Annotated in this window: 13 protein-coding genes; 6 read left to right on the forward strand and 7 right to left on the reverse strand. The window is 36.7% G+C overall.

Annotated features, from left to right (window positions below):
* Nucleotides 1-10: 10 nt before the first annotated feature.
* From HX13_RS11140 to HX13_RS11150, 3 genes are all read right to left on the reverse strand, one after another.
* Nucleotides 11-988 carry an acyl-ACP desaturase gene (locus tag HX13_RS11140; RefSeq protein ID WP_050021126.1) on the reverse strand — a complete coding sequence of 326 codons (978 nt, stop codon included), beginning with the start codon at nt 986-988 and terminating at the stop codon, nt 11-13.
* A gap of 149 nt (nt 989-1137) precedes the next feature.
* The gene (gene gpmI, locus HX13_RS11145) at nt 1138-2679 is read right to left on the reverse strand and encodes a 2,3-bisphosphoglycerate-independent phosphoglycerate mutase (RefSeq protein ID WP_050021127.1); all 1542 of its coding nucleotides are present in this window, start codon (nt 2677-2679) and stop codon (nt 1138-1140) included.
* 174 nt (nt 2680-2853) lie between these two features.
* Nucleotides 2854-3783: a DUF2268 domain-containing putative Zn-dependent protease gene (locus HX13_RS11150; RefSeq protein ID WP_050021128.1), complete on the reverse strand. Its 930-nt coding sequence runs from the start codon at nt 3781-3783 to the stop codon at nt 2854-2856.
* Between the two features lie 165 nt (nt 3784-3948).
* Between HX13_RS11150 and HX13_RS11155 the strand changes: the two genes are divergently transcribed.
* From HX13_RS11155 to HX13_RS11170, 4 genes are all read left to right on the forward strand, one after another.
* The gene (locus tag HX13_RS11155) at nt 3949-4272 is read left to right on the forward strand and encodes a translation initiation factor (RefSeq protein ID WP_050021129.1); all 324 of its coding nucleotides are present in this window, start codon (nt 3949-3951) and stop codon (nt 4270-4272) included.
* 532 nt (nt 4273-4804) lie between these two features.
* Nucleotides 4805-5659 (forward strand): nucleoside phosphorylase, encoded by an 855-nt coding sequence (locus tag HX13_RS11160; RefSeq protein ID WP_050021130.1) that lies wholly within the window; start codon nt 4805-4807, stop codon nt 5657-5659.
* Nucleotides 5660-5665: 6 nt separating this feature from the next.
* Complete coding sequence (locus HX13_RS11165) at nt 5666-5926, forward strand: hypothetical protein (RefSeq protein WP_050021131.1); 261 nt, start codon at nt 5666-5668, stop codon at nt 5924-5926.
* A 51-nt stretch (nt 5927-5977) separates the two neighbouring features.
* Entirely contained in the window at nt 5978-6181 is a 204-nt protein-coding gene (locus HX13_RS11170) for a hypothetical protein (protein WP_050021132.1), read from the forward strand.
* A gap of 161 nt (nt 6182-6342) precedes the next feature.
* On the opposite strand, the gene HX13_RS11175 is transcribed toward HX13_RS11170, so the two are convergent.
* The 4 genes from HX13_RS11175 to HX13_RS11190 form a co-directional block, all read right to left on the reverse strand.
* Nucleotides 6343-7137, reverse strand: coding sequence for a hypothetical protein (locus HX13_RS11175; RefSeq protein ID WP_050021133.1), 795 nt, complete (start codon nt 7135-7137; stop codon nt 6343-6345).
* Nucleotides 7134-7562, reverse strand: coding sequence for a MarR family winged helix-turn-helix transcriptional regulator (locus HX13_RS11180; RefSeq protein ID WP_050021134.1), 429 nt, complete (start codon nt 7560-7562; stop codon nt 7134-7136). The genes HX13_RS11175 and HX13_RS11180 overlap by 4 nt, the downstream gene beginning before the upstream one ends.
* 474 nt (nt 7563-8036) lie before the next feature.
* On the reverse strand, nt 8037-9320 hold the full coding sequence (locus HX13_RS11185) for a hypothetical protein (protein ID WP_128572365.1): 1284 nt from the start codon (nt 9318-9320) through the stop codon (nt 8037-8039).
* A 240-nt stretch (nt 9321-9560) separates the two neighbouring features.
* Entirely contained in the window at nt 9561-10118 is a 558-nt protein-coding gene (locus HX13_RS11190) for a DNA-3-methyladenine glycosylase I (RefSeq protein WP_050021136.1), read from the reverse strand.
* A gap of 141 nt (nt 10119-10259) precedes the next feature.
* On the opposite strand from HX13_RS11190, the gene HX13_RS11195 reads away from it, so the two are divergent.
* On the forward strand, nt 10260-10559 hold the full coding sequence (locus tag HX13_RS11195) for a hypothetical protein (protein WP_082129219.1): 300 nt from the start codon (nt 10260-10262) through the stop codon (nt 10557-10559).
* A gap of 121 nt (nt 10560-10680) precedes the next feature.
* Complete coding sequence (locus HX13_RS11200) at nt 10681-11493, forward strand: enoyl-ACP reductase (RefSeq protein WP_050021137.1); 813 nt, start codon at nt 10681-10683, stop codon at nt 11491-11493.
* Nucleotides 11494-11601: the final 108 nt, after the last annotated feature.

The following is an 11601-nucleotide window of genomic DNA, read 5'->3' on the forward strand; positions in this document are numbered from 1 at the left end:
AATATGGGTTCTAGCTTTTTACCCAGTTAAACTGGAACTGAAGATCAGGAGTAGAAACCCTGTCCGTAATCTTCTGTAGCCTTGCGGGAAGCTTCATCAGATATTCCTGGGCTTTCTCTGCTTTTTCTGTTAATCCTTTTATATGTTCAATCTTCCATTCATCCAACAAGTCTTTCATAATATTGATATAATCCTGACCTGTATACACCATACATCTCTGTGCTGCATCTGAGAAATGTCCCCAAAGTTCTCCTGCCTTTTGTCCGGACTGTCTCATCAGGTGAGCCGGCATAACGATTTTCTTACGCATCATGTCTTCAAAGGCAAGGATCATTTCTGAAGGATCTATTTCAAGGATTTTAGCTACAAAATGTTTATAAGCTTTAGCATGTCTTGCTTCATCTGCTGCAATAACGCCACACATTTTAGCCAGCTTTCCGTTTCCGGATTGCTTAGCTAAGGTTCCTACTCTACGGTGAGAGATGTTGGTTGCGGTTTCCTGGAAACTGGTATAAATAAAGTTTCTGTATGGGTCCATGCTGGTTCCCAGATCGAAGCCGTCATTGATCAGATACTGGGTGGTTATTTCAACTTCTCTCATATTAACCCTTCCACACAGATACAGATATTTGTTCAGCAGATCTCCATGTCTGTTTTCTTCCGCTGTCCAGGCTCTTACCCAATTGGCCCAGCCTACTTTTTCTTCCTGGTTGATACCATCCACTCCCATCAGCCAGGACTCGTATGAAGGAAGTGCCTCCTCAGTAATACAGTCTCCGATCAGCGTTACAAACAAATCATAAGGCATTTCACGGGCAAAGGTCTGAATTTCTTCCAGGTCATGTTTAAACTCATCGCTTGAAGGATCCGGAAGCATGTCTGAAGGCTGCCATATTTTTTCAATTGGCGTTAAAAATTTCTCAAGAAAAGAACCTACTTCCTTTTCCAATATTCCCATTACTTCTTTCCTAACAAGCTTTTGATACATTTTACTATTCAGTTTTTAATTAGCAAAGATATGATTTATTTATTATTTAACGCATAATAAAGTATGCAACTCATATCTTATCTGACATAAATCATAAAAAATGCCAATCTATTATAATAACGGCATTTTTTTAAGATTATTATTAAGTTTTAGCTAACTAAAATGTCTCCTGTCATTGCATCCGGTATTTCTACTCCCATTACTTTAAGGATGGTAGGGGCTACATCACCCAGTTTTCCCGGCTTCAGATTCCATGTATGGTCTTTATCCATTACAATAAAAGGAACCAGGTTTGTAGAATGCTGGGTATTAGGAGTTCCATCCTCATTAATCATTACATCTGAGTTACCGTGATCGGCAAGGATAAAAACTGCATATCCGTTTTCATATGCAGCAGTTGCTACTTTCTCAATACATTGGTCTACTGTTTCAGCAGCTTTTACGGCAGCTTCAAAAACGCCTGTATGTCCTACCATATCTGTATTGGCAAAATTCAGGCATACAAAATCTGCGGTGCCGTTTTCCAGTTCCGGAACAATAGCATTGGTAATATCATAGGCTGACATCTCCGGTTTTAGATCATAGGTAGGAACATCTTTAGGGCTCGGGCATAATAGTCTTTTTTCTCCGTTAAATTCTTCTTCCCTTCCACCTGAAAAGAAAAAGGTAACGTGAGGATATTTTTCCGTTTCAGCAATTCTGATCTGGGTTTTACCATTTTTTTCAAGAACTTCACCCATTGTTTCCGTCAGCACATTTTCATCAAAAACCACCTGTACATTCTGGAATGTCTTATCGTAATTGGTTAATGTAATATAATAAAGGTTCAGCTTTCTCATAGAATATTCCGGGAAATCCTTCTGGGAAAGGACTTCTGTAATCTCCCTTCCTCTGTCTGTACGGAAATTAAAACAGATCACCACATCATTATCAATAATTTTGGCTACCGGTACTATATTTCCCATAGCAGTAGTATTTACTAAAATGATAGGCTTCAGGAATTCATCAGTTACATTATTATCATAGGAAGCCTGAATAGCGGCTAAAGCGTCAGTGGTTTGTTCTCCTACACCTTCAACAAGAGCATCATAAGCCAGCTTTACACGCTCCCATCTTTTATCCCTGTCCATCGCATAATACCTTCCTGTTACTGTTGCCAGTTTTCCTGTAGTAGCTTCCATATGTTTCTGCAGCTCTTCAATGAATCCAAGCCCGGAATGCGGATCGCAGTCCCTGCCATCTGTAAAGGCATGAACAAAAACATTTTCGTTCAAACCGGATTCTTTGGCAGCAGTCAGTAATCCTTTTAAATGATTGATATGTGAATGTACTCCTCCATTGGAAACCAGTCCTATGAAATGTACTTTTTTATTTTCTTTTTTAGCATATTCAAATGCATCCTGAATAACTTTTTCCTGTCCTAAGGTTCCGTTCTCCACAGCCATATTAAGCTTTACCAGATTCTGGTAAACCACTCTTCCGGCTCCCAGGTTCATATGTCCTACTTCGGAATTTCCCATTTGCCCTGCAGGAAGGCCCACAGCCAGGCCACTTGCTTCAAGCGTTGTATGCGGAAATTTTACGTAACAGCTGTCTATGAATGGTGTATTTGCCTTATCTATTGCGGAAACATCCGGATTTGTTCCTAATCCCCATCCGTCAAGGATTGCCAGTATTGCTTTTTTTGACATTTTGTAAAACTTTTGTTATACAAATTTACCTAATTTCCGATGAATTGAAGAATCTCATGTTCTGAAATTTATTTTTCCCTGATTTCTTATATGACAAATAAAAAAATCTGCAGTATTAATCTGCAGACTTATTCTATTCATCCATTGATCTCGGGATTTACAGGTCACAATAATTTACTCCTTAAAGAAATCATCAAATTTCATCTTATTTTTCTTTACATATTCTTTAATATAACCATCTAAAAATCCACTTTCTTTTAAAAACAAAAAAGGATCCTGAATATTTAATATATTATGAATTGCTTTATGTTTATCAGCCTGTTTATTAAAGTATGCTTCTGTAATTTTATAGCCTATCCAATATCCCAGGTCGTTGGGGCGGTCATCTTTTTTGCTTGTCTCATACAACCAGTCTTTGTAAGATTCATCTTTCAGTCTTGTTACAAATTCAGCATAAAGCTTCCCGGAATGTGCCTCTCCATATTGAAAAGGAACAGGATTAATATGTTCTCCTGAGATGAGCTCACCAATAAAGTCTGCACTTCCTTCTTCCAAAGATTGTTTTAACAAAGTATTCTTTCCTTTGTTGTTTTGCTCAAAATGGATCAGCTCGTGGGCGATAAGTCCTGTGACTCCGTCCAGGTTTTTGAGCATTTCTGTACCAATTATAATCCCGTCCGCAGAAGAGGTCCCCCCGGAATTAAATCTTCCATAAACAAAATAGACCGGTGGGAATTTAGCTTCAGGATACCAATATTTCAGTGCACTGTAAATGGCTCGGGTCCTTTTTTCTTTTTGATGTATTCCTGCCAGTACATTCCTGCTTTTAAGATAATCTTCTTTTCTCTTTTTTACTTTTGAATATAGTGAGTCGGCATTGATGATCCTGAACTCCATAAAACCTTTTACCCCGGGTGAGCCTTCTTTAATATAATCTGCAAAAGGATTTTGCTGGGAAGTTTCCATTTTATCAAATGCTTTCCAGAACCGGTCTGTATCTTTTGTTTCAAAAACCGCGTTGAGCGGATCGCCGGAAAAACCGGTCTGGGCTTTAGCTAATCCGAAAGTCATCATCAGGATTGCAATAACATGGCTGGTTTTCATAAATAGTTTTTAATGTTTCGTTAGTCAAAAATATGAAAAGTTCCTGGTGTTAATTAAGCTGACCGGCATCATGTTATTTAAATTTTATTTATACAGGTTGGTTTTTGAAAATTCAATCTGCAAATTTTTATATCATTAATTCATAAATCTTTTTAATTTTGCGGTATGGATTTACGAGACCAATTAAAGAATCTTTTTCCTGATCATGAAGAGCAGGATTTTGAAATGCCTGAAGAAGAGTTCAAGCAAAAAGAGCCTTTGGTATGCAAGTTTGAAAAAAAAGGCAGAAACGGAAAACCTGTCACCATTGTTGAAGGCTGGGAAGGCAGTGAAGAAGAGCTGAAAAAGATATCAAAAAAAATAAAAAGCACCTTAGGAATAGGGGGCTCTGAAAAGGACGGAACAATTATCATTCAGGGGGATAACCGTGATAAAATCATGAATATCCTTAAGGAGATGGGATATAAAACCAAGCGTGTCGGCGGATAGATCTGCAAAAGCATTTTATTGGGAACGATACACTTCAAAGATTGTTTTCTGTTGCCACTGAATTACAGGCATAGAAAATTGATTTTCCAAGGTTACGGAGATCCGGTTGGTTATCTTTTGAAGACCACATACAGTATAAAATACAGATCTAAAAAGATCTTTTTTCAATATTCCCCGGAAAATTCTTTCAAGCTGTCCGTTCCCTATCTATCTCCAATTCTTCAACAAGCATATTATTTACTAATATCATTTTCTATAGTACTCAATAGAAAAGCTGAATAGTTATTAAGGTAACATATTTTTTACTAATTTTAAACCCCGGAATCAAATTCATTATTCGTAAAACCGGTAATTCTAAAATACCGGAAAAATAATGGGGAGAGGCTATTGGGGAGAGACTTTTTAAATGCAATTCAATATCAAAAACTAAAATAGTCCTATAAAACAAAATTACTGTTTGCTATTGACATGCAGAAAAGGAAATGATTGTATAAAGAAACTATTTCATTAATTAACAAAAAAAATATAAATTATGCTGAATAAACTTGCTGCCTCAGAACTTGTTCTGAATGAAGACGGAAGTGTATATCACCTGAATCTTTTACCTGAAGATATTGCTGACAAAATCATCCTTGTGGGCGACCCTGACCGGGTGGCAAAGGTTTCAAAATATTTCGATACCGTAGAAATCAAGAAAAACAAAAGGGAATTTTATACCCATACAGGAACTCTTCGTGGCGAAAGAATTACGGTAATGTCAACTGGGATCGGAACCGAAAACATTGATATCGTAATGAATGAGCTCGATGCTTTGGTAAATATCGATCTTAAAAATAAAGAGTTCAAGACAGAACACAAGGCCCTTGAGCTTTTCCGTATGGGAACCTGCGGAAGTGTAAATCCGGATGTTCAGGTAGATAATATGCTGGTAACACAGAACGTAGTAGGTCTGGACGGACTGATGTACTTCTACCAGGACTACAACTTCGAAAACGAATTTTCTAAAAGCTTTATGGAAAGATTCCCTTACGAACGAATCAAACCGATGCTTTATTTCTCAGACTGGGCAGAAGAAATGGGTGAATATTACAAAGATGCAAAATACCACGGAAATACAGCAACATTCCCGGGATTCTATGCTCCACAGGGAAGGCAGCTGCGTTTGAAAGCAGTAGATGATCAATTCCTTGAAACATTAAATGATCTTGGGATCACCAACTTTGAAATGGAAACTTCTGCGATCTATGCCCTTTCAAAATTATTAGGTCATAAAGCCATCACTGTGAATAACGTCATTGCCAACAGAAGACGCGGAGAGTTTTCTGCAGATCACCATGCTTCTGAAAAGAATCTTATTACCTGGGTTCTTGACAGAATTATTAAATAAGTTTTTATGGGACAAGACATCACTTGTTTTATTACCAATCAATCTCTTGAGTTAGATAAAAAGATTGTTCATTTTAAGATCAGGGATGTCTTGTTTGTTCCTTTTGATATTATAGGACCTTCTATTTCCTGGTTTATTGAAGAAGCTCAGAAATATGATAATGTTCAGAACCTTTTTGATGATTTCAAACAATATCAGCCTGATGATTTGGTCTTATGGGGTTCAGATGAGAAACATACTATTTTGGATATCATAAAACTTGTTTAAGATTATCAGATTAACAATTTTATTATTGAACATAGTTCCGATTTTGCGGGTATGCCTATAGATGCTTATTTTCTTGGGGTATTTGATGATAAAATCATGAAGGATTCCATTGTATTTGATGAGGAAAGTTTTTCTAAAAAAAACTACACCAATATTGACGAATACCGCAGGAGACTCGGACTTAATTTCAACTGGATTGGAATGGATAAATTCCATACCTACAGTGTTGCGGAAAGGGAATATTTCAGATTATAAAAATAAGCGGTGTATGCCATTTCTGATTTTTTAGTAACAAACCTTTGGAAAAATCCAAAGGCTTTTTTATACCTTCTACTAAAACCAATGGATTTTGGTTTTTTGGATACGTTAAGCCGTTTTGAATTTTTGGTTTTTCCGGATTTTATAATGATGCGGTTTTAACAATCTCTCTGCCATTCCAGAGAAACCTCATGAAACTTCCGTGGATCAGGATATTGAAAAATGTACTCCAGCTCGGAAACCAGTTTTGAAGACAGGACAATTTTTCCCTTTATTCCTGTTTCCTCTTCTACCTCCGTTGCTCTATTGTTTTGGGCATTAAGCACCTGGAATTTTGCCGGATGCATTGGAGCTGTCACATTATAAAGGCAGTTTTCTGTTCCATCTTCGATCATCTTGAAAAGAATACCTGCAATATCTGCGTAATGAATATGATTCACAGCAAAATCAGGATTAGAAACATTATAATTCTTAAGAAGCCTGTTGTCTCCCATTAAGCCACCTAATCTTAAAATATTGGCCTGCGGATATCTGTTTTTAATCATTCTTTCTCCTGAAACCTTTTCCAGAGGAACATCTTCTTCCGTAAACTCTTTCGAGATATCCGGATATACACCGGTAGAACTCATCAGAAACATTTGTCCTTTAAAATCACCTATAAATGATGATAAATGCTGTATCCTGTTGTATAAAGAGCTTACACAACAGCTTTTTTCTGAAACAGGAATTGTAATAATCAGGATATCCAGTTTTTTTATTTCGTTCCATTGCGGGTATGTTTCAGTCAGTTGATAATCAGGAAATCCCGCACAGGTAGTATTTATTCCTTTAGCATTCAGCTCAGCAGCCTTTTCTTGCGACGTAGTGGTAGCATATATTGTGTATTTTCCGGATAAAGCATTGGCTATTCTGGCTCCCAGCCATCCATAGCCTATAATTCCTATTTTTTTCATATTTTAGAATCGGAGTTTGTTAGTAATAAGTCATCCAAGATGGCCATTAACTGTTTTTTCCGGTCTTCGTCAAGATCTATACAAGCCTGAACCGCTTCGGGAATAGACCTGGCTTTATGTTGGAGAGCAGCTCCTTTTTCCGTCAGGCTGATCAATACTACCCTTTCATCATCAGTACTTCTGATTCTGTTCAAAAGTCCGTTTTTTTCCATACGCTTCAACAGCGGGGTAAGTGTTCCATTGTCCAGATGAAGATACTCTCCTATTCTCCCGATGCTTATTTTACCATTTTCCCAAAGCACAAGCATTACCAGGTATTGAGGATAGGTTATGGATAGTTTTTCCAGGTAGGGTTTATATAAACCGGTAATTAACCGCGAAACAGCATAGGCTTTAAAGCATAAATGATTTGAAAGAAGCATCATGAAAGAATTTGAGATACAAAAGTACTTATTTTATTTTGTGCACAATATATTTGTTTGAAATATTATTAAAAGAATTATTAAAAGGGATCAAGCGCAAAAGTTGTGATCTTATAATAATATTTAGATCTATTTAATTTTTAAAATTCACGCAAAGATTCCTTTTTGATTACTCTTTATTTTAAGTAAGCTAAGAAATGAATTGATCTTTAATCGATTCTGATGAAGCGAACACTTTGCATGCGCTTAGTCAGCAGCTATGCTGCCTTCTTTGCCTACTTGAAATGGAACATTATTTTTTTTAAACTTTGCGTGAAAAACGAGCTCAATAATTTTGATGCTAATCAATAATGGACAGAATTTTTTATATTCAGACCCAATTTATTATGTCCCAATTTTTGAGACTGATCCTTAAAAAGGGCTCCCAATAATGAGAACCCTAACACCATATCAACTATAATAAACTTATTATTCTATTTAGAACTCATGGATCATTACATAAAAATGACCAGAATACAGGCTGTTTGCACTTCCTGAAATGTTGGTGAGATTCACCATAATGCTGGAAGTAGAAGTCATTCTCGGATTTGAAATTGAGAATGAAGAATTTCCTGCAAAGTCCCCTGCCGGGGAAACTACTACGGCTGCTCTTGTAGAACCTGGCTGTAGTACTGGCGGAATCCCGATTTCCAGGGTGATGGATTTTCCGGGAGGCAGATTATTAATGGATACTCCCGGCCAAGCTTCAAAACTGATCTGGTTTTTCTGCACATTACCTTTTTCGCCCAATTTATACTGTCCGTTCACGTCCAGTTTTGCAGAGGTATCCGGAGCACCTGTACCAATTCCTACATTTGCATTATTATTTCCCAGAACAATGGCATTGGCCTGTGAAGTGGATGCTCCGTATCCTACTGCTGTTGAGTATTGTCCGAGAGCATTTGCCCCGGAACCTATAGCTGTAGAATTCTGACTATTTGTGATCGTATTATATCCTATAGCTGTTTCATTATTAGCATTGGTTTTTGCATGATAACCCAATGCTATTGACTGAAATCCGTCTGCTGATGAATTGTTTCCTATAGCGGTGGATTCATTTTTACTGGTTTGGGCATTATATCCGATGGCGGTTGATTGAAATGCTCCTGCATTAGATTTATTACCTATTGCCAAAGCATCATTCGCAGAAACGGATGCTGCCTTCCCGATTGATATTCCCTGAAATGCTGAACTGGAACTTCCAATCGCAATACCATCCTGACCGGCATTGGCACCATGTCCCAGACTTACAGAATTATCAACACCCAACCTTCCTGCAACGGAAGAGTTTACTTTAAAAATCAAATCATCGCGTGTTTTTGTTCCCAATGATAAATGGGTGTTTGCTCCACCATAATTTCCCATATTTGTTCCGGTAACATTCCAACCTGCCCCATTATCCAGTTTGTTAATCATATCAATGGTAATAGTGGAGAGCCTGTTCCATTTGGAGGCAGACCAATAATAAAATCCTGTTTCAGAAAGCCCTCCATTTCCATTATTCCATACCATAAGTCCTTCCGCCGGATAAGGAACAGTCATCTGATCTGTAACCGAGTCTAAATCAACACCAGGTAAAAGCACTCCTTTATTTTTTGAACTGATCTGCAACATGGCAGACTTATCCGGTTCGGAAATTCCAATCCCCACCTGTCCATACATAAAAATAGTAAAGACAAAAAAGAGAAAACTAAATTGTTGTTTATAATTGATTTGCATCATCTATGTTTTTGAAGATGCAAATATACAATATTTATATCAATTCAATAAAATAATTGAAAATACAGTAAATATATCAGACTAATGTGAGTAATACTGTATTTAATCACTGTTTAATGAAAATCAATTGCATATCAACAACTTATATCAAAACATTAATTAAGAAATGACATGGAATTAAATTCACCACCATTTGTATTATTAAATAAAAAAACACAGCAAAAAATAAAGAAAATTAATTGATCAATTTCTAATAAAACATGATTCAAGGTGATCGTTTACCATTCCTGTTGCCTGCATATGGGCATACACTACTGTAGATCCCATGAATTTAAAGCCTCTCTTTTTTAAATCTTTTGAAATAATATCTGAAATCCCTGTTGTGGCGGGAACATCAGATAATGCTTTCGGCCTGTTATCTATAGGTGTGCCGTTAACAAATCCCCAGATATATTGAGAAAAGCTTCCAAATTCATTCTGAATTTCTATAAATTTCTGTGCATTGGTAATAGTGGCTGATATTTTGAGTCTGTTTCTGATGATTCCGGGATTATTCATAAGTTCTTCTATCTTGCTTTGAGAATATGCTGCAATCTTTTTATAATCAAACTGATCAAAAGCTTTTCTAAAATTTTCTCTTTTTGCCAGAATAGTATACCAGCTTAAGCCTGCCTGGAAACTTTCAAGAATAAGGAATTCAAAAATAGTTTCATCATCATAAACGGGCCTTCCCCATTCTTCATCATGGTATTTCCTGTAAAGATCATCTTTTTCACACCATCCGCAACGTATTTTTTCCATGCTATTAATTTTTAATAATTAAAGTTAAATATCCATTCAGTAAAATACAACAAAAGATTATGAAAAGTTTAACAGGTACAATTATTATTTAGGAATGGTTATTGTAAGTTTACTGGTACATTAACCAAATTTATAAGTATTATGAACAATTCGGATTATAACAAGGCAGAAAATGCAGTGAACAATGCAGAAAATTCTTTACAGAATGCAGCAGATAAGGCAAAATGGAAAGTAAATGAGCTGGCAGATAAAGCCAAGGATTATATTAATGAAAAGAGGAAAAACGACCAGGAAGCAAGCCAGGAAGATTGGTTTGACAGGGTAAAAGCTAATGTCACAGATGCCTGGGAAGATATTAAGGATAAAGCGGATGAAGCCTGGGAAAAAACTAAGGATGCTGCAGAAGATGTGAAGGCGGAATGGAACAAGAAAACCAATTAAAAATTCAGTCAAATAAATATTTTCAATAAAATGGAGTCTTAAATTGATAAGGCTCCATTTTTTATTATGCCATAACCACAAATTATTGCTACATTTGTATTTCAATAAACATTAAAAAATTATGTCATACGGTTTACTTAAAGGCAAAAAAGGAATTATTTTTGGGGCTCTTAATGAACAATCTATCGCATGGAAAGTCGCAGAAAGATGTCATGAAGAAGGTGCTGAGTTTATCTTGTCAAATGCTCCTATCGCAATGAGAATGGGAGAATTGAATTCTCTAGCTGAAAAGACAGGTTCTGAAGTGATAGGCGCTGATGCTACTTCTATAGAAGACCTTGAAAAACTTTTTGATGCCGCTGTTGCAAAATTTGGTAAAATAGATTTTATCCTTCACTCTATCGGAATGTCCGTCAATGTAAGAAAAGGAAAACACTATACAGAAATGAACTATGACTGGTTGGAAAAAGGATGGGATGTTTCTGCCGTATCTTTCCATAAAGTAATGCGTGTAGCCTGGGAAAAAGACTGTATGAATGAATGGGGAAGTATCCTTGCTCTTACCTACATTGCTGCTCAAAGAACCTTCCCTGACTACAATGATATGTCTGATAATAAAGCTTATCTGGAAAGTATTGCAAGAACGTTCGGTAATTACTGGGGAGAGAGAAAAGTACGTGTCAACACAGTTTCCCAATCACCTACTCCCACTACGGCAGGAAGCGGCGTGAAAGGCTTTGGAGGATTCCTGGGATATGCTGAGGATATGTCTCCGCTGGGAAATGCTACAGCTCTTGACTGTGCTAATTATTGTGTTACGCTGTTCTCTGATCTTACGAAGAAAGTAACTATGCAGAACCTTTTCCATGATGGAGGTTTCAGCAGCTCCGGAGTTACCCAGAAAGTGATCAGCAAATATGATACTGAAAACTAATTTTAGATAAAACTGGAACCTCTTAGGAGGACTATTGAAACCGCAATATGTTAAACATATTGCGGTTTTTTTCTTTATCTGTGTTTAAATCTTTAAAGATCCATCCAG

Source organism: Chryseobacterium sp. P1-3 (assembly GCF_000738495.1).
Taxonomy (GTDB): Bacteria; Bacteroidota; Bacteroidia; order Flavobacteriales; family Weeksellaceae; genus Chryseobacterium; species Chryseobacterium gallinarum.